The sequence below is a fragment of the Kitasatospora sp. NPDC048545 genome (genome assembly GCF_040651155.1).
Lineage (GTDB): Bacteria > Actinomycetota > Actinomycetes > Streptomycetales > Streptomycetaceae > Kitasatospora.
In genome coordinates, this window is the sequence record NZ_JBEZIQ010000001.1 from 123654 (window position 1) to 141394 (window position 17741).

Genomic DNA, 17741 nt, shown 5'->3' on the forward strand with positions numbered 1-17741 from the left:
GGGACGACGTGACGACGACGCGACGATGCGAGGCAGCGAGAGGACGATACCCGCCAGAAGGCGGTGCGTCACTTCGCGGCACGCGAATGGCCGCGCGGGCTGCTACGGCGCCCTCCGGAACGGGCCTCCGCAGCCCCGTGACCAGGGATTCTCCGGTCCGGTGCGATCATGGTCCGGAGCGGTCGGACGCGCCCTTGGACGAGCCGTCCGGCGTGGCGGGAATTCCGGCGGCGCCCGGCACGCTGGAGAGGACGAGAAGCCGGTCGGACGACGAGCAGAGAACGGGGTTGGGTGCGCGGTGCGTGACTTCCAGGCGCTGTACGAGCTGGATCAGCAGGGCGTGGCCGCGGTGGCCGACGCGGCGGCGCAGTTGCGCGACACCGGCGCCGGGCTGGTGCTGCTGCAGCACTTCGAGGGCTTCATGGACGCCGGCGAGGCCGGCGGCCAGGTGGTGGCCCACCTGCTGGAGACGGGATCGCCGCAGGTGGTGGCCCGTTTCGACCACGACCGGCTGGTCGACTACCGGGCCCGCCGCCCGGCGATGGTCTTCGACCACGACCACTGGACGTCCTACGACCCGCCGGAGATCCTGCTCCAGCTCGTCCGCGACGCGGCCGGCGCGCCGTTCCTGCTGCTCAGCGGGCCCGAGCCGGACGTCGAGTGGGAGCGCTTCGCGGGCGCCGTCCGCGAGCTGGTGGAGCGCTTCGAGGTCCGGCTGTCGATCGACTTCCACGGCATCCCGATGGGCGTCCCGCACACCCGCCCGGTCGGCCTGACGCCGCACGGCAACCGGCTGGACCTCGCGCCGGGCTACCCGCAGTGGTTCGAGCAGGCCCAGGTGCCGGGCAGTGCGCAGGCGCTGCTGGAGTATCGCCTGGCCGAGGCCGGGCACGACGTCCTGGGCTTCGCCGTGCACGTCCCGCACTACGTGGCCCGCTCGGCCTACCCGGCGGCCGCCGTGCTGATCCTGGAGGCGGTGCAGTCCGCGACCGGGCTGGTGCTGCCGGGGACGGGCCTGCGCGAGCGGGTCGGCGAGGTCTACGCCGACATCGAGGAGCAGCTGACGCACGGGGACGGCGAGTTGCGCTCGGCGATCCGCGGCATGGAGGGCCAGTACGACGCGGTGGCGGGCTCCGAGGAGCGGGAGAGCCTGCTGGCCGAGCCGGTGGACCTGCCGTCGGCCGACGAACTGGGCCGGCGGTTCGAGCAGTTCCTCGCCGAGCACGAGCGCGGCGCGGAATAGCGGCACCGGCGCCGGCGGAGCCCGCCGACGGGCCCGCCGACGGGGACCGGGATTCCCCTTGGGAGGATTTCGCGGAGGCGGGAGTCATCGGCCCCGTCCGGTCGTTGGAGCCGGAGGTGCCCGGGGGACGGGCTGCCGTGAGGAGCCGACCGTGAATCTTCGTACCCCCGGGGGGATGCCATGCCGAGGACCGCACGCCCGACCGTCGCCCTGACGGCCGGGCTGGCCGCGTTGCTGCTGGCCGGATGCACCGGTGGAGGAGGTGCGGACAGCCAGGGGAAGGACTTCGCGGGCGCGGTGCCCGGCCGCGCGAAGGCCGGCGCGACCCCGCCGCCGACGCCCACCCCGCCACCCACCGGCCCGTACGTCGCGCTCGGCGACTCGTACACGGCCGGCATGCAGATCCCCCCGCAGACCGGTGAGCCGCGCGGCTGCTCCCGCTCGGGGGCCAACTACCCGTCCCTGGTGGCCAAGGGCCTCGGGGTGGCGTCCGGGCAGTTCCGGGACGTCAGCTGCACCGGCGCCACCACCGAGGACCTGACCGGGGCGCAGAACACCGGCAACGGCACCAACCCGGCCCAGCTGGACGCGCTGAGCGCGGACACCCGGCTGGTCACCCTCGGGATCGGCGGCAACGACGCCGGCTTTATGGACGTCGTCGTCGAGTGCGCCAAGGACAACCTGCTGGACGCGGTGAAGGGCGTGATCAAGCAGACCCGCGCCGCCTCGCCCTGCCGGGACCACTACTCCTCCGGCGACGGCACCGACGAGGTCCAGCGCAGGGTGGACACGGCGGGCGACCGGCTCGGCCGGGTCCTGGAGGACGTCAAGCGGCGCTCCCCGCAGGCCAGGGTGTACGTGATCGGGTACCCGACGCTGCTCCCGGCCGACCCGTCCGGCTGCCTGCCGGTGCTCGGCAAGACCGTGGCCGTCGCCGACCTGGGCTTCCTCGCGGAGAAGGAGAAGCAGCTCAACGCCATGCTCAAGCAGCACGCGGAGGCCGCCGGCGCGGTCTTCGTGGACACCGCCGGACCCTCGGTCGGGCACGACATGTGCGCGGGGGAGGGCGAGCGCTGGATCGAGCCGCCGGTCCCGGCGCGCGGCCTGGCCCCGATCCACCCCAACGCCAAGGGGCAGGAGGCGGAGGCCGGGATCGTCCTCAAGGCGCTCCGCGGCTGATCCACGGGCGGCCCGGGCCGCCCGTGCGCCCCGGTGCCCGGGGGTGGAACGACGCGGTCCGGGCCGGCCCGCACGGCGCCCCGGGGTGGGCGCGCGGAGCTGCGCCGTCCGGGTGAGGAGGATTCACCGGGACGGGCACCCGCGCGCCGCGCACCGTTCACGCCCCGGCCCGCGCTCCTTCGCGCGCGGCACCCCCCGGGTGTCGGGGGTGCGGCGTACCGTGAGCGGCATATGGATGACACCGCGCACAGCCTCGCCGCTCCGACCCCGTACGACCACACCGCCGAGGCCCGCTGGGTCCCCGAACCCGACAAGCGCCCGGGCCGGACGGCCTTCCAGCGCGACCGTGCCCGGGTGCTGCACTCGGCGGCGCTGCGCCGGCTGGCCGGCACCACCCAGGTGGTCGCCCCGATGCGCAGCGACTTCCCGCGCACCCGGCTCACCCACTCCCTCGAATGCGCCCAGGTCGGGCGGGAGTTGGGCGCGGCCCTGGGCTGCGACCCGGACCTGGTGGAGACCGCCTGCCTGGCCCACGACATCGGCCACCCGCCCTTCGGCCACACCGGCGAGGAAGCCCTCGACCAGGCCGCCGAGGAGTGCGGCGGCTTCGAGGGCAACGCCCAGTCGCTGCGCATCCTGACCAGGCTCGAACCCAAGCGCTTCGCCCCCAAGGAGGAGCCGTCGACCCGGCTCGCCCCCTGGCCCGGCCGCAGCGTCGGCCTGAACCTGACCCGCGCCGCGCTCGACGCCGCCACCAAGTACCCGTGGAGCAGGGGCGCCCACCCCACCGACCCGGCCTCGCCCAAGTACGGCGTCTACGCCGACGACCTGCCGGTCTTCCGCTGGCTGCGGGCCGGCTCCCCGGCCGGGCGCAAGTGCTTCGAGGCGACGGTGATGGACTGGTCCGACGACGTGGCGTACTCCACCCACGACGTCGAGGACGGCCTCCAGGCCGGCCACATCGACCCGGCGGCGCTGCGCGCCCCGAGCGAGCGCGCCGAGCTCTTCCGGGTCGCCGAGCGGTACGCCGGCGACGCCGGGCCGGAGGAGCTGGCCGCCGCCCTGGACCGGCTGCTGGACCAGGAGTGGTGGCCCCGCTCGTACGACGGCACCGCGCGCGACCGCGCCGGGCTCAAGGACCTCACCAGCCAGCTGATCGGCCGCTTCTGCCTGGCCGCCGAGCAGGCCACCCGCGCCAGGTACGGTCCCGGCCGGCTCACCCGCCACGGCGCCGAACTGGTGGTGCCGCGCGACGTCCGGCTGGAGTGCGCGGTGCTCAAGGCGGTCGCCGTCCGCTTCGTCATGCAGCGGGACGAGCAGGCCCAGCTGCGGGCCCGCCAGCGGATCGTGATCGCCGAGCTGGCGGACGTCCTCACCCGGCGCGCCCCGGAGGGCCTGGACCCGGTGTTCGCCGCCATGTACCGCGAGGCCGAGGACGATGGCGCGGCCCTGCGCACGGTCATCGACCAGATCGCCACTCTGACCGACGCCTCGGCACTGGCCCTGCACGCCAAGCTCGTCGGCGCAGCCCGGGCGTGAGGGCGGGCCGGGGGAGGCGGCCGCTCCCTCGGCGGCCCCGCCCGCTCCGGGCGGGCCCCGGCGCAGCCGGAAAGCCCGGCGGTCCCAGTAGACTTCCGGGGTGGCCGGGCGGATCAGGGACGAAGACGTACAGGCGGTGCGCAGCGCACTGCCGATCGACGCGGTGGTCGGCGACTACGTACAGCTGACCAATGGTGGCGGCGGCGAGTACAAGGGCGTCTGCCCCTTCCACGACGAGAAGTCCGCCTCCTTCTACGTGAACCCCGCCAAGGGCGTCTTCCACTGCTTCGGCTGCCAGGAGAACGGCGACACCATCGCCTTCCTGATGAAGATCGAGCACTTCACCTTCGCCGAGGCCGTCGAGCGGATGGCCGCCCAGGCCGGCATCACCCTGCGCTACGAGGAGGGCGGCTACAGCCCCCGCCACCAGCAGGGCGAGCGCACCCGGCTGGTCGAGGCGCACAAGGTGGCCGCGGCCTACTACCAGGAGCAGCTGGCCTCGGCGGAGGCGGAGATCGGCCGTCGCTTCCTGGCCGAGCGCGGCTTCGACGAGGAGGCGGCCAAGGTCTTCGGCGTCGGCTACGCGCCGGTCGGCTGGGAGCACCTGGTCCGCTACCTGCGCGGCAAGGGCTTCACCGACAAGGAGATCCTGCTCGGCGGCCTGGCCTCGCAGGGCCAGCGCGGCGGCCTGATCGACCGCTTCCGGGGCCGGCTGGTCTGGCCGATCCGGGACATCGCCGGCGAGGTGGTCGGCTTCGGCGCCCGGCGCCTGCGTGAGGACGACAACGGCCCGAAGTACCTCAACACCCCCGAGACGCCGATCTACAAGAAGTCCCACGTGCTGTACGGCATCGACCTGGCGAAGAAGGAGATCGCCAAGTCGGGCCGCGCGGTGGTGGTCGAGGGCTACACCGACGTGATGGCCTGCCACCTGGCCGGGGTGACCTCGGCGGTGGCCACCTGCGGCACCGCCTTCGCCGAGGACCACATCAAGATCATCCGTCGGCTGCTGATGGACACCTCGCAGTACCGGGGCGAGACGGTATTCACCTTCGACGGCGACGCGGCCGGCCAGAAGGCCGCGTTGCGCGCCTTCGAGGACGACCAGAAGTTCGCCGCCAAGACCTCCATCGCGGTCAGCCCGGGCGGCATGGACCCGTGCGAGCTGCGCCTGGCCCAGGGCGACGAGGCGGTCAAGCAGCTGATCGACAACCCGGTCCCGCTGTTCGAGTTCGCACTGACCTCGGTGGTGGCCCGGCACCGGGTGGACACCCCGGAGGGGCGCTCGGCGGCGCTGGAGGAAGCGGCTCCGATCGTCGCCAAGATCAAGGACCGCTCGATCCAGCACGAGTACGCCGTCCGGCTGGCCGGCATGCTCGGCATCCTGGACGAGCCGTTCGTCGTCCGCCGGGTCTCCCAGCTGGCCCGCTGGGACCGCGAGCGCCAGCAGAACCCGCGCGGCGCGGCCCAGCGCCGCCCCGAGCCGGCGCAGTCGGCGCGCCCCGCGCAGCCCGCGTTCCGGCTCAACCCGCGGGACCCGGCCCAGTTCGTCGAGCGCGAGCTGCTCAAGCTGGCGCTGCAGCACCCGGACCTGGTGAGCCCAGCCTTCGACCACTACGGCGAGGACGAGTTCCCGACCCCGCCGTACACCGCCGTCCGGCAGGCCATCGCCAAGGCCGGCGGCGCCGCGTACGGGGCGACCCTGCCGGACTTCACCAGCGCCGTGCGCGAGGCGTCCCCGGACGACCGGGTGCGCTCGATGGTCACCGAGCTGACCGTCGAGCCGGTGCGTTCGCGCCGCAAGGTGGACGCGATCTACGCGGGGGAGTTCCTGGTCAAGCTGCGCCTGCTGGCCGTCGACCGCCGGATCACCGAGGTCCGCGGCTACCTGCAGCGGCTCGGCCACCGGGCCGACGCCGAGCAGCAGCACGCGGTGCAGACCGAGCTGTGGCAGCTCCAGCAGTACGGCGACCAGCTGAAGAGCCGGGGCGCCGCGGCGCTCTAGGGGTCCGGGAGAGGACGCCGGTATTCGCCGCACAGAAAGTCGGCGCACGAGTCTCGGCCACGGAGTGTGGCGTACCGCACACTGGAGGGCGTCCCACCTCCGTTCAGCGCGGGTCCGCCAGAGTCGCGCCCGCCCCGAGGGGATGCCCGTGGAGCAAGGCCTCGTCGCAGCGACCACCACCAGTACGAGAGCGAACCCCGCCGGCCGGGCCGGGGACCAGGAGACGGACCACGGCCGGGCCGGGGCGGCACCCCCGGACGGCGCGCGGGTCCCCGCCCAGGGCCTGCCGGAGGGCCACCCCGAGAGCGCTGAGAGCCCGGAGAACCCCGAGAGCCCGGACGCTCCGGGGCCCGGGGCGGGCGCCGGACCCGACGCGGATCCCGAGGTCGCCGTCGGCAGCGATGCCGACGGCGACACCGACACCGGCTTCGGCGCGCCGGACGAACACCGCCTGCCGGCGGACAACGGCGGCCCGGCCGCCGACCTGCTGCGCCAGTACCTGCGCGAGATCGGCCGGATCCGCCTGCTCACCGCCGCCGAGGAGGTCGAGCTGGCCCGCCGGGTCGAGGCCGGCCTGTTCGCCGAGGAGCGGCTGAACGGCCATCCGCCGCCGCCCGACCCGCTGGTCGGCGAGCTGGACACCCTGGTGGTGCGGGGCCGGATCGCCAAGCGTCGGCTGATCGAGGCCAACCTGCGCCTGGTCGTCTCCGTGGCCAAGCGCTACGTCGGCCGTGGGCTGACCCTGCTGGACCTGGTCCAGGAGGGCAACCTGGGCCTGATCCGGGCGGTGGAGAAGTTCGACTACGCCCGCGGCTACAAGTTCTCCACCTACGCGACCTGGTGGATCCGCCAGTCGATGAGCCGGGCGCTGGCCGACCAGGCCCGGACGATCCGGGTGCCGGTGCACGTGGTGGAGCTGATCAACCGGGTGGTCCGGGTCCAGCGGGGGCTGCTGCAGGAGCGCGGGCTGGAACCGACGGCCGCCGAGATCGCCGCGGTCCTGGAACTGACCGCGGAACGGGTGCGGGAACTGCTGCGGCTGGCCCAGGAGCCGATCTCGCTGCACACCCCGGTCGGCGAGGAGGACGACGTCGCGCTCGGCGACCTGATCGAGGACGCCGACGCCGCCTCGCCCGCCGAGTCCGCGACCTTCCTGTTGCTGCGCCAGCACCTCGACGCGGTGCTGGCCACCCTGGGCGAGCGCGAGCGCCAGGTCGTCCAGCTCCGCTACGGGCTGGACGACGGCCGCCCGCGCACGCTGGAGGAGATCGGCGCAGTGTTCGGCGTGACGCGGGAGCGGATCCGGCAGATCGAGTCGAAGACGCTGGTCAAGCTCCGCGACCACGCCTTCTCCGAACAGCTGCGCGGCTACCTTGACTAGGAGGGCGTCGGCGCTCCGGTCCCGGGTGCCGCCGCCGGCGCCGTGTCGGTCGGTGCCGGGGCCACCGGGGCGGTTGCTGCGCCCGCTCCGGTGCCCGGCGGCGGCGAGGCGGGGCCGATCGGGATCGGGGTCGAGTCCACGACGGCGGCCAGGTCGAAGACCTCCGAGGTGCAGATGTCCCCGGCCGGCTGGTGCCCGCAGAGGTGGAAGCCGATCGTCGGGTCCGCCGCGTTCAGCATGTTCGAGTAGTTGTCGTAGCCGTAGTGGATGAGGCCCTGCTCGCTGTCGCCGGTGCTGTCGATGATCGTCGCGAAGTCGCCCGGCTCGCCCTCGGTGATCGCGGCCCAGGCGGCCTGGCACTTCTGGCTGTACCGGAGGTAGATGACCACCTTGCCGATGACGTCGGTGTGCAGGGTCCGCGCATCCTTGCCGCACCCGGTGTTCTTGGGGTCCTTGTGGTCGCAGCCCATGGCCTGGCAGGTGGGGGTGGCGGGGACGGGCTTGGCGGTGGTGGCGGACGCGGCCGGGGAGACGGCCGGGGCGGCGGTCGGGGCCGGCTCGGCGACAGTCGTCGGCTGCCCGTCGTGCCGGGCGGCGCGCAGGCCCACCAGCACCAGCAGGACTGCCAGCAGGGTCGCGCCGGTGACCAGTGCCGCCGGGCGCCGCCACCAGGCGACGGGTCCGGGCCCGGGCGCCTGGCCGGTCACCAGGGCCTCCTGCGGTTCCCCGTCGGACGGCTCGTCCGGGGAGGCCTCGTCGGCGGCCGGTCCTCCGGCGGAGGGTTCGTCGGCGGACGGCGCACCGGGGCCGTCGGGTGCCTCAGCGGCCTCAGCGGCCTCAGCGGCCTCAGCGGACACGGACGGCTCGGCAGGCTCGGCCGATTCCTCCGGCGCGGCCAGCGCCCGCTCCCACAGGGCCCGCAGCGCGGCCCCGTCGCAGTCCACCGCGCGGATCAGCGCCTCCAGCGCCTGCTCGGTGACGACCCGCTTGCCGTTCAGCCAGCGCTCCCAGGAGGCCCGGCTGTAGTGCGTGCGCGTGGCCAGCTCGGACAGCGAGAGCCCGGCGGCGTCCTTGATGGCGCGGAGCTCCTCGGCCAGGTGTCTGGCGGGCTCGGACAGCTCCTCGGGCAGGTTCTTCCAGGCGGAACCCATGCGGCCTTCCAAAGGTGAGGGGCGGAGCGGTGGACGGGACGGCGGAACGGGCTCCGGCCCTGGCCGTTCGGGTGTCTCCGCGTCTCCAACCTCATCGGCCTGGCGTCTCAATCCCCAGGTCATGGCGCTGAGACGGACGGAAGTGTCTCACAAGCCCCCGTGACGCTCGAACAACCGTGGGGCTGTCGTGCAGAGTTCTCTGGTCGGAGCGGTCAGCCGTCCGGTGGTTTCGTTCGGATACCGGACGGTCACGTGCCGTTCGTCCGAAATCCGTCCCGGCTCCCCCACGGAGCCGGGGCAGCCTCGCGGGGGGAGGCTGCCCCGGTTCGTCCGGGACGTCCGACGGGAGGGCGCCATTCGGCGCCCTCCCGTCGTGTCGTCGTCTCCGTCAGTGGTGGAAGCCCGACCGGATCGGCACCCCGAGGTCCTTGAGCGGGCCGGGCTGGCGCCGCAGCTCGGGCAGCAGCCGGTTGAGGTCGGCCAGCAGCAGGTCGGCGAGGTCCCGGGAGAATCCGTTGCGGCAGACCACCCGGAGTACCGCGAGGTCCTCCCGGTTCGCCGGGAAGCTGTACGCGGGCACCTGCCAGCCGCGTTCGCGCAGCCGCCGGGAGACGTCGAACACGTCGAACGTGGTGTTCTCGGCGGTGGTGAAGGCGAAGACGGGCAGTTCGTCGCCGTGGGTCAGCAGCCGGAACTCGTCGATCTTCCCGATCTCCGCGGACAGGTACGTGGCGACCTCGCGGCAGGCGCCCTGGACGGCCCGGAAGCCGTCCCGGCCGAGCCGCAGGAAGACGTAGTACTGCGCGATCACCTCGGCGCCGGGCCGGGAGAAGTTGAGCGCGAAGGTCGGCATCTCGCCGCCGAGGTAGTTGACCCGGAAGACCAGCTCCTCCGGCAGGCACTCCTTGTCGCGCCACAGGGCCCAGCCGACGCCCGGGTAGACCAGGCCGAACTTGTGCCCGGAGGTGTTGATCGAGGAGACCCGGGGCAGCCGGAAGTCCCACACCAGCTCCGGGTCCAGGAAGGGCGCCACCATGCCGCCGGAGGCGCCGTCCACGTGCACCGGGACGTCGGTGCCGGTGCGCTTCTGGAACTCGTCCAGGGCGGCGCAGATCTCCGCGACGGGCTCGTACGAGCCGTCGAAGGTGGAACCGAGGACGCCGACCACGCCGATGGTGTTCTCGTCGCACAGGGCGACCGCCTGCTCGGCGTCGAGGTGGTAGCGCTCGCCGTCCATCGGCGCGGTGCGTGCCTCGACCTCCCAGAAGGTGCAGAACTTCTCCCAGCACACCTGGACGTTGACGCCCATCACCAGGTTGGGCCGGGCCCCGGCGGCGTAGCGTTCGGCGTTGCGCCGCATCCAGCGGCGCTTGAGCGCCATGCCGGCCAGCATGCAGGCCTCGCTGGAGCCGGTGGTGGAGCAGCCGACCGCCCCGTCCGGGTCGGGGACGTGCCAGAGGGCGGCGAGGATCGCCACGCAGCGCCGCTCCAGTTCGGCGGTCTGCGGGTACTCGTCCTTGTCGATCATGTTCTTGTCCAGGCACTCGGTCATCAGCCGGGTGGCCTGCATCTCCATCGAGGTGGTGACGAAGGTCGCCAGGTTGAGCCTGGCGTTCCCGTCCAGCATCAGCTCGTCGTGGATCAGCTGGTAGGCCGTGTCGGGCGGGACGGGGCCGTCGGCGAGCCGGTGGAGCGGCGGCGCCAGCTCCATGGCGCCCAGTGGGTCCGCGGTGCCCACGAACGGATTGATGCTCAGTCGGCGGTCGTCGCCGGCCCCCTTGTGCAGCGCCATGGAACGTCCTTCGCCTCGGTGGCGGTGTTCCGTCCACGCTGCCACCGGGTGCCGGGTGACGCATCTTCAGCGGCCGCCACCCGGGGCGGACCGGCCCGGCCGGTCAGGCCGCTTCGGGGTGGACCTGGTCGCGGGCCGCCCGGTACTGCTGGCGCACCGCCGAACCGATCGCCAGGTCGTGCTCCCCGTCCGGCTCCACCGTCTCGGCGTCCGGCAGTTTCCACTCGGGCGGCTCCGGGGTGCCCGCGAGCGCCCAGGCGGCCTGCCGGGCGGCCCCGCGGGCGGCGTGCGCGCCCGGTGGCGGCACCACGACCGGGACGCCGAACAGCATCGGGGCGATGTGCCGGACGGCGGGCAGCCGTCCGGCCGTACCGAGCAGGAACACCCGGTTCACCCCGACGCCCCGGGCGCGCAGCACGTCCAGGGCGTCCGCGATGTTGCACAGCATGCCCTCGACGGCGGCCCGGGCCAGGTGCTGAGGGGTCATCGCCTCGGCGCGCAGGCCGGTCAGCGTGCCGGCCGCGTGCGGCAGCGCGGGGGTGCGCTCGCCGTCCAGGTACGGCAGCAGCACCAGCCCGTACGCGCCGGGGGAGGAGTGCAGGGCGAGGTCGCTCAGGCCCTCCAGGTCCCGGCCGAGCAGCGCGGCGGTGGAGAGCAGAACCTGGGCCGCGTTGAGGGTGGCGACCATCGGCAGGTGGCGGCCGCTGGCGTCGGCGAAGGAGGAGACCAGTCCGGAGGCGTCGACGACGGCCTCCTCGTGCACGGCGAAGATCGTCCCGGCGCTGCCGAGCGAGACCACCGCGTCGCCCGGGCGCAGGCCCAGGCCGAGCGCGGCGGCCATGTTGTCGCCGGTGCCGGCCGAGATCAGCAGGCCCTCGGGGGTGTGCCCGGCGGGCTCGGCGGGGCCGAGGACGTGCGGCAGCTTGAGTTCGTGGCCGAGCGCCAGCTCGACCAGGTCCTGGCGGTACTCGCCGGTGATCGGCGACCAGTAGCCGGTGCCGGAGGCGTCGCCGCGGTCGGTGGTGCGGCGCTTGGGGTGGCCGAGGAGCTGCCAGACCAGCCAGTCGTGCGGCAGCAGCACCTCGGCGACCCGGCGGGCGTTGACGGGCTCGAACTCGGCCAGCCAGCGCAGCTTGGCGATGGTGTACGTCGGGGCGGGCACGGCGCCGATCGCGGCGGTCCAGCCAGCCGGGCCGCCGAGGGCGTCCAGCAGCTTGGCGGCGGCGCCGCTGGAGCGCGGGTCGTTCCACAGGATCGCCGGGCGGACCTGCACCCCGCCCGCGTCCAGGCCGATCATGCCGTGCTGCTGGGCGCTGACGCCGATGGCCCGGACGCCCTCCAGCAGGCCGCCGGCGGCGGCGTCGCCGAGCGAGTGCAGCCAGACCTGCGGGTCGGCCTCGCCGGGGCGCAGGTCCTGGTCCTCGGGGACGGGGTGGGGCGCCTTGCCGGAGCGCAGGACGGCGCCGGTTTCCGTGTCGCACGCGACGATCCGGGTGCGGTTGGTCGAGCTGTCTATCCCCGCGACGATGGCCATGTCGAGATCATGCCTCAGCCCGGCCCGGGACGCGTCCGGGCCGGAGGAGCCGTTGCCGCTTCGCGACCCCGGGTTGGGGTGGGCTTTGCCCGGGCCCGTCCGCGGACCCCCTCCGGGGAGCCCGCGGACGGGCCCTTCGCCTCACCGCCCGGTCACGGGCGGAAGGTGCCCCAGCCGTCGTCCTCGGCCCGGGCCCGGTTGAAGTACGGCACCCGGTCGGTGACGGCGGTCGGCAGCCGGTCGCCGACCGCTCCCGCGGCCTTCCCGGCCACCGCGCCGGCCTGTTGCCGTGCCCGGTCGGCGGCGCCCTGCACCGTGGGGTTCTGGGCGATCTGCCGGGTGACCTTGGCGATCTGCTCGTAGCGTCGGCGCCCGGCCCGCGAGCCCAGCACGTAGCCGGCCGCGAAGCCCGCGGCCAACGACAGCTTCCACATGGTCGGATCCACCCTCTCCTGGCGGCCTTCTGCCGCAATGCCCTACCCGTCCGTCGGGACGGCGAACCGTCCGCGTCCCCAGCATCCCCGGGTGCGGCGGCGGGCGCGCGCGGGGCACGCCGGGCGGCAACCCCGGGGCAAGTGGGGAAAGCGATTGGCGGACCACCCCCCCGAGTGCGCTAATGTATGTCCCGCAGCGAGCGCCGCGGAGTCCGGGAAACCGGGGGCCGGGGCGGAAGCCGATCCCCCATAGCTCAATTGGCAGAGCAGCCGACTGTTAATCGGCAGGTTATTGGTTCGAGTCCAATTGGGGGAGCTCGGGACGAGGCCCTTCCGGGGCCGTCTTCCCGTCCGTGGTACGGAAGTTCGGTGCCGCGATCCCGCATAGCTCAATTGGCAGAGCAGCCGACTGTTAATCGGCAGGTTATTGGTTCGAGTCCAATTGCGGGAGCTGCCGGGTACGCCCGGTGACTGCTCAGAGCGAAGGCCCCCCGGTCGACCGGGGGGCCTTCGTGTTGCTGCCGGGGTGTCGCGCACGTCACGTCGTGACGCCTCCCCGGGCGGCCCCGGAATCAGGTGGTCGCCTTCCGGTACAGGTCGGTCACCCGCTGGTCGAAGGTGACGCTGTACGAGGTGCCCGGGGTCTCTCCGCCCTCCTGGTAGCCGCCGATCACGCCGACCACGCCGCCCTTCTCGGTCACCCACGGGCTGCCGCTGGTGCCGTCGGTGTAGCCGCCGCAGTCGAAGCGCTCCTGGGTGGCGCTCTGCGAGCGGGTCCGGACCGAGCAGGTGATCGGTTCGTCGCTCAGGTTCGGGTAGCCGGTCACCGAGACGGGCAGTCCGAAGCCTTGCCCGGTGTCGATCGGGTTGCCGCCGACCGCGTCCTCGATCTGCCGGCCGTCGACCGTGCCGACCGTGACGAACGCCACGTCGTACTCCGGGTCGTCGTCGGCCGCCCAGCGAGGGTCGACGGTGACCGACTGTACCGGCCAAGTCCCGTACGGGGTCGACCCGTTGCGGTAGCCCGGGGTGAACACCAGGCCGTCCAGCAGGCCGATCCGGCGGCTCTGCACGCAGTGCGCCGCGGTCACCAGCAGGTTGTGCCGGGGGCTCTGCACGACGCTCGCGGTGCAGGCCCGGGGGCCCTGCGCGGTGTGGATGGAGAGCGTGCCGATCCGGTCCCGGGCGGCGGTCTGCTGCGCGACCTCGGCGGTCGGCGTCCCGTCCTGGCCGCCGCACGAGGTGCCGGCGGCGAGCAGCAGGACGGCCAGGACGGCCGTGCGTGCCGGGTGCGCGGGCCGTGCCGTGCGGGGGGCCATCGGGGCTCCGTCTCGTTCCTCGGGGCGGGGTGCCGGGTCCGCGCGTTCCGCCGTTCGTGAGGAAGATCTACCAGGCCGTGCCGGGCGGCGCCACCGCCGGGCGCCGGGGGCCGGTGCCGGTCAGCCGGTGGCGCGGTCGTAGAGCGCCTGCACGCGGTCGCCGAAGTAGCTGCTGTACGAGGTGTCCGGGCTGTCGCCGCCCTCCTGGTAGCCGCCGATCACACCGACCACGGTGCCGGTCCTGGTGGCCGGGTCGAAGTCGGTGACCCAGGGGCTGCCGCTGGTACCGCCGGTGTAGTCGGGGCAGTCGATCCGCAGCTGGGTGGGGCTCTGCTCGGAGGTGGTGTCGGAACAGGTGATCGGGACGTCGCTGCTGCCCGGGTAGCCGGTGACCTTCACCGGGAGTCGGTAGCCGCGGTTGACGCCCAGCCGGTTGGCGCCGAGCACCTGCTGGACCTGCTGGCCGTTCTGGGCCTGGACGACTGCGAAGGCGACGTCCATGTCCGGGTCGGCGTGGTCCTTCCAGCCGTCGTCGACGGTGACCGACAGCAGCGGCCAGACGCCGCTGGGGGTGTCGCCCTGCCGGTAGCCGGGGACGAACACCAGGTCGCTGCGCTGGCCCAGCTTCGGGTCCCAGACGCAGTGCGCGGCGGTGACGACGAGGTTGAGACCGGCGCTGTCGACCACGCTGGCGGTGCAGAAGTGGTCGCCGTCGGCGTTGCGGGTGAACACCGCGCCGACCAGGCCGTTGAGCACGGTGGGCTTGGCGGTGCGGGTGACCCCGGTCCGCCGGCCGACCGCGCCCTTGAGTCGCTGCTTGGTCCAGCCGTGGCTGTCCCCCGCGGCGGTCGTGGCCGGCGCCGAGGTGACCGTGGGAACGCCCCCGCCGGGCCCCGCCGAGGTCGTGCAGCCCGCGGCGGCCAGCGCCACCGTCAGCACCCCCGCCGCCGCCCCCGTCCCCGCCCTACGTGTCGTCATCCGCCCAGGCTGCCCTGGACGGGAGTCGCGGCGCCACCCGGGCTGCGCCGCCCGGAGAGGCGCACGGCGTCCCGCACCCGGCTGCGCCCCCGGCGCGCACCACGGGTGATCGACCGGCTATGCTGCCCGGGACGGCCTCGCTGGGGCCGTCTGCTGCTGCCGTGGCCGACGACCGGCGCGCGCGGCGAACCGGGGCGGTAGCTCAGCCGGTTAGAGCAGGGGACTCATAATCCCTGGGTCGTGGGTTCGAGTCCCACCCGCCCCACCACGAGTCCGGACGGTTCGTCAGGTAAAAAGGTCGTCTGACCTGGCGGAACGTCTGGCAGCCTCGTCCTCAAGGCCAGGTTAGCGCCCCCGATGGCCAGCGCGAGACGACGCCACGAGGGCCGCCCGAGGAATTTCCGAGGAAGTCGCGCAGGACTGGCCTCCCCGGAGGGCGTACGCCGGGGCAGGACCGCCGCACCCTGGGCGCTTCACCCTAGGGCAGCCTTCGCCCCTTCCGGCAGGGAACCGGAAGTGCCGCTCAGGGCGGACCGGGGAATTCACCCCTTCGGGAATCACCGCTCGCTGACCGTGTCGCCGCACACGACAAGGCGGCAGCCCGAGCAATCCACTCCTCTGCCGACGTTACGCAGAGTGCTCACGCCCGGGAGCCGGCGGCGCGGCGGGCCGACGGTCAGTGGCCCGCATCGGGAACCAGCAGGACCAGCACGGTGCTGTCGGCCAGGACATGGACGTCCGTGGCGTCGCCGGTGACGCTTCCGGCTGCCCTGGCGACGGCTGCGAGGGCTGCGCAGGTTGGCTGAGCAACTGTCAGAGTTCAGCGTGAGAGCGGCCTCTACGATCCCGTTAACGGCCTTCCAGCGGGGCCTACTTGACTCAGGCGGGGTGATGATCCGTGGGACAGGGGGAGAAAGCTGAGAGCGCCTGACGGGCGGTCAGGCGCTCTCGGCGAGGTCAGGCGGGGAGGGGTTCGGCTGCCCGGTCCGGGGCTGGTGTGGGCGCCGCGCCCGCGTCAGCGTTCTGGGCTTTGCGCTGGCGGGCGCGGCGCAGCGCGGTGAGTCGGCCTCCGCCTGCCGGGCGCAGCTCGGGCGACTCGGCCGGTGCCGGCACGGGGACCGGTGCGGCGGCCGGTTGAGGGGCGGGGAGGGTGGCGGGCCGCCCCGCGCGGGGGACGACGTTCAGTGCGGCTTCGGCGAGTTCGCGCTGCTCTTCCTCGAAGATGTTCGTGTAGGTGTCCATGGTGATCTGGTAGCTGCTGTGCCCCAGCTGCTCTTGGACGGCCTTCGGCTTGGCGCCGCCGCGGTGGGCGATGCACGCCGCGCCGTGCCGCAGGCCGTGCAGGGTGACCGGGGGCAGGTCGGCTAGTTCGACGAGCCGCCGGAAGCGGCGGGTGAGGTAGTCGGGGTGGTAGCCCTCGCCGTTCTCCTGCGTCCATACGAGTCCGGTGTCGGTCCAGGCGGCCCCGGCCTTGACCCGCTGGGTGAGTTGGCGGGTGCGGCGCTCGGCGAGGTTCTGCTGCGCCTCGCTGTCGATGCTGATGACGCGTTCGGATCCGGCCTTGGGGTCGGCGCCGACGAGGGCGTTGGCGATGGAGATCACCTGGCGGCTGATGCAGACCGTCATCGCCTCAAGGTCGATCTCGGTCCACGGCAGGGCGCAGACCTCGCCGCGGCGTGGGCCTCGGAGCGCCATGAAGTGCCACAGGTCGTAGAGGTCGTCGTCTTCGTAGGTGTCGAGGAACTGGCCGGTGAGCTGGGGCGTCCACACCATGACCTTGCCGGGGATCTCCCCGGTCTCGCGCCAGCGCGCGACGCGGGCGGGGGTCCACAGCATCGGCTTGACCTGCCGCTTGCTGATCTTGATGAGCGAGGCCCAGTTCTTGGTGACCTCCTCCGCGTCGTAGGCGTCCGAGAGGGCCGTGGACAAGGTGGCGCGGATCTTGTACTGAGTCGGCACGTCGGTGACGCGGCGCAGCTTGCGGCGCTCGCTGGCGAGGAGTTCCCGGGCCTCGTGCCAGGAGGCCCGCAGGACAGGCCTGTCGGCCTTCGAGCCTTCGCGCCAGCGCAGGCGCTTCGCCTCGCAGTCCTCTGCGAGGAGGGCCACGTACTCCCGGTGGATCACTGCGGTGGTGTTGCGGTCGTTGATGCCCTTGAACATCGCCTCCAGGTGGTGCTTGCGCAGGTCCTTGCGGTCGATGTGCCCGATGAAGGGGACGATGTGCAGCTGGATGTGCTCGCGGTACTTCTGGATGGTGGAGGCGGCGACGTTCTTCTTGTTGTCGGCCCACCGCTCCAGCCAGGCGGCGACGGTCTCCTTCACGGTGACGTCGAGGCCGGCGTTGTGCTGCTCCCAGACCTTCTTGCATTCCTCGACGGCGTCGTCCTGGGTGCGGAAGCCGCCGCGGCGGAAGCGGATGGGCTCGGGCTTGTCGGGGGCGGCCAGGAGTAGGAAGAAGTACCAGACGCCGTGGCCGCGCACGCCGAGCTTGGGGCAGCTGGCGCCGAGCTCTCCGGTCTTGTGGGTGCCGTCTTCATTGAAGACGGGCTCGCCCTTATGCGGGCCCCGCTGGTGGTAGAGCGGTCCGAGGCAGTAGCACCGTTTGTAGGTCCGGTCTTCGAACATGGGATTGGTTCTTCGCCCTTCGCTCAATGGTGTGATTCACGCCGCAACGTTACCTAGCGTTACCCGAATATGCGTTCTATTATGCCAGCAAATCGGTAGTGTTGTACACGCATCACCCCTTCTGGGTAGGGGAGTTGACGTGAGCGCGGTCATTGATTCGCTTGCGCGTTCGATTAACCTTTGGGTACAGAAACGCGCTATCCTGAACCTTCCGTCGTTATCCGTCGCTGTTCTTGTGGCACGGTTCGGCGGAGTGAGGTTGGCGCGGGGGAGAAACGCGACGACTCATGGACAGTGGCAAGACCGGCCAGGTCGACGTGTTCGAGGAGCGCGGCATGACGGCGCGGGAGGTTCTGGACCTCCCTGTGACGATCAGTGTCGTGACGGCTGCTCGGGCACTTGGAATGGGGCCGAACAAGGCGTACGGGCTGATCAAGCGCGGGGACTTCCCCGTCGACATGATCACGGTGGGTGGCACGAAGCGTGTCCTGACCACGGCCCTGTGGACCTTTCTCGGACTGGACGGGCTTGCCGCGCAACGATGAACTGGACCTCAAGGTG

Annotated in this window: 13 protein-coding genes and 3 tRNA genes; 9 read left to right on the forward strand and 7 right to left on the reverse strand. The window is 72.9% G+C overall.

The window, feature by feature from the left end; genetic code table 11:
• Positions 1-298: 298 nt before the first annotated feature.
• The 5 genes from AB0D10_RS00585 to AB0D10_RS00605 all read left to right on the forward strand — a co-directional run bounded on the left by AB0D10_RS00585 (position 299) and on the right by AB0D10_RS00605 (position 7347).
• A complete protein-coding gene (locus tag AB0D10_RS00585) occupies positions 299-1243 on the forward strand; it encodes a PAC2 family protein (RefSeq protein ID WP_360248839.1) in 945 nt (314 codons plus the stop codon).
• 180 nt (positions 1244-1423) lie between these two features.
• Positions 1424-2422 (forward strand): SGNH/GDSL hydrolase family protein, encoded by a 999-nt coding sequence (locus tag AB0D10_RS00590; RefSeq protein WP_360248842.1) that lies wholly within the window; start codon positions 1424-1426, stop codon positions 2420-2422.
• A 231-nt stretch (positions 2423-2653) separates the two neighbouring features.
• On the forward strand, positions 2654-3961 hold the full coding sequence (locus AB0D10_RS00595; RefSeq protein ID WP_360248845.1) for a deoxyguanosinetriphosphate triphosphohydrolase: 1308 nt from the start codon (positions 2654-2656) through the stop codon (positions 3959-3961).
• Positions 3962-4061: 100 nt separating this feature from the next.
• Positions 4062-5966, forward strand: a complete 1905-nt coding sequence (gene dnaG, locus AB0D10_RS00600; RefSeq protein WP_360248848.1) for a DNA primase — start codon at positions 4062-4064, stop codon at positions 5964-5966.
• A 283-nt stretch (positions 5967-6249) separates the two neighbouring features.
• Positions 6250-7347 (forward strand): RNA polymerase sigma factor, encoded by a 1098-nt coding sequence (locus AB0D10_RS00605; protein WP_360249709.1) that lies wholly within the window; start codon positions 6250-6252, stop codon positions 7345-7347.
• On the opposite strand, the gene AB0D10_RS00610 is transcribed toward AB0D10_RS00605, so the two are convergent.
• The 4 genes from AB0D10_RS00610 to AB0D10_RS00625 form a co-directional block, all read right to left on the reverse strand.
• The gene (locus AB0D10_RS00610; RefSeq protein ID WP_360248851.1) at positions 7344-8498 is read right to left on the reverse strand and encodes a DUF2690 domain-containing protein; all 1155 of its coding nucleotides are present in this window, start codon (positions 8496-8498) and stop codon (positions 7344-7346) included. The two genes, AB0D10_RS00605 and AB0D10_RS00610, sit on opposite strands and share 4 nt — an antisense overlap.
• A gap of 388 nt (positions 8499-8886) precedes the next feature.
• A complete protein-coding gene (locus AB0D10_RS00615; RefSeq protein ID WP_360248854.1) occupies positions 8887-10290 on the reverse strand; it encodes a glutamate decarboxylase in 1404 nt (467 codons plus the stop codon).
• Positions 10291-10393: 103 nt separating this feature from the next.
• Positions 10394-11824: an FGGY family carbohydrate kinase gene (locus AB0D10_RS00620; RefSeq protein WP_360248857.1), complete on the reverse strand. Its 1431-nt coding sequence runs from the start codon at positions 11822-11824 to the stop codon at positions 10394-10396.
• Positions 11825-11976: 152 nt separating this feature from the next.
• The gene (locus AB0D10_RS00625; protein ID WP_360248860.1) at positions 11977-12258 is read right to left on the reverse strand and encodes a hypothetical protein; all 282 of its coding nucleotides are present in this window, start codon (positions 12256-12258) and stop codon (positions 11977-11979) included.
• Positions 12259-12501: 243 nt separating this feature from the next.
• Between AB0D10_RS00625 and AB0D10_RS00630 the strand changes: the two genes are divergently transcribed.
• Positions 12502-12574 (forward strand) — tRNA-Asn (locus AB0D10_RS00630).
• A gap of 62 nt (positions 12575-12636) precedes the next feature.
• A tRNA-Asn gene (locus AB0D10_RS00635) sits at positions 12637-12709 on the forward strand.
• 121 nt (positions 12710-12830) lie between these two features.
• Here AB0D10_RS00635 and AB0D10_RS00640 read toward each other — a convergent pair.
• Together AB0D10_RS00640 and AB0D10_RS00645 are read right to left on the reverse strand one after the other, a co-directional pair.
• On the reverse strand, positions 12831-13577 hold the full coding sequence (locus AB0D10_RS00640; protein WP_360248863.1) for a trypsin-like peptidase domain-containing protein: 747 nt from the start codon (positions 13575-13577) through the stop codon (positions 12831-12833).
• Between the two features lie 120 nt (positions 13578-13697).
• Positions 13698-14555, reverse strand: a complete 858-nt coding sequence (locus AB0D10_RS00645) for a hypothetical protein (RefSeq protein ID WP_360248866.1) — start codon at positions 14553-14555, stop codon at positions 13698-13700.
• Positions 14556-14746: 191 nt separating this feature from the next.
• Here AB0D10_RS00645 and AB0D10_RS00650 point away from each other — a divergent pair.
• A tRNA-Ile gene (locus AB0D10_RS00650) sits at positions 14747-14823 on the forward strand.
• Between the two features lie 689 nt (positions 14824-15512).
• On the opposite strand, the gene AB0D10_RS00655 is transcribed toward AB0D10_RS00650, so the two are convergent.
• Positions 15513-17180, reverse strand: coding sequence for a tyrosine-type recombinase/integrase (locus tag AB0D10_RS00655; protein WP_360248869.1), 1668 nt, complete (start codon positions 17178-17180; stop codon positions 15513-15515).
• Between the two features lie 287 nt (positions 17181-17467).
• Here AB0D10_RS00655 and AB0D10_RS00660 point away from each other — a divergent pair, with 287 nt between their 5' ends.
• Positions 17468-17725: a DNA-binding protein gene (locus AB0D10_RS00660; RefSeq protein ID WP_360248872.1), complete on the forward strand. Its 258-nt coding sequence runs from the start codon at positions 17468-17470 to the stop codon at positions 17723-17725.
• Positions 17726-17741 lie beyond the last annotated feature (16 nt).

Bases quoted from the DNA above. Each gene is read 5' to 3' on its own strand.
- AB0D10_RS00590 (WP_360248842.1), top strand. From the start codon at position 1,424: ATGCCGAGGACCGCACGCCCGACCGTCGCCCTGACGGCCGGGCTGGCC.
- AB0D10_RS00595 (WP_360248845.1), top strand. From the start codon at position 2,654: ATGGATGACACCGCGCACAGCCTCGCCGCTCCGACCCCGTACGACCAC.
- AB0D10_RS00610 (WP_360248851.1), bottom strand. From the start codon at position 8,498: ATGGGTTCCGCCTGGAAGAACCTGCCCGAGGAGCTGTCCGAGCCCGCC.
- AB0D10_RS00615 (WP_360248854.1), bottom strand. From the start codon at position 10,290: ATGGCGCTGCACAAGGGGGCCGGCGACGACCGCCGACTGAGCATCAAT.
- AB0D10_RS00620 (WP_360248857.1), bottom strand. From the start codon at position 11,824: ATGGCCATCGTCGCGGGGATAGACAGCTCGACCAACCGCACCCGGATC.
- AB0D10_RS00625 (WP_360248860.1), bottom strand. From the start codon at position 12,258: ATGTGGAAGCTGTCGTTGGCCGCGGGCTTCGCGGCCGGCTACGTGCTG.
- AB0D10_RS00640 (WP_360248863.1), bottom strand. From the start codon at position 13,577: ATGGCCCCCCGCACGGCACGGCCCGCGCACCCGGCACGCACGGCCGTC.
- AB0D10_RS00645 (WP_360248866.1), bottom strand. From the start codon at position 14,555: ATGACGACACGTAGGGCGGGGACGGGGGCGGCGGCGGGGGTGCTGACG.
- AB0D10_RS00655 (WP_360248869.1), bottom strand. From the start codon at position 17,180: ATGTTCGAAGACCGGACCTACAAACGGTGCTACTGCCTCGGACCGCTC.
- AB0D10_RS00660 (WP_360248872.1), top strand. From the start codon at position 17,468: ATGGACAGTGGCAAGACCGGCCAGGTCGACGTGTTCGAGGAGCGCGGC.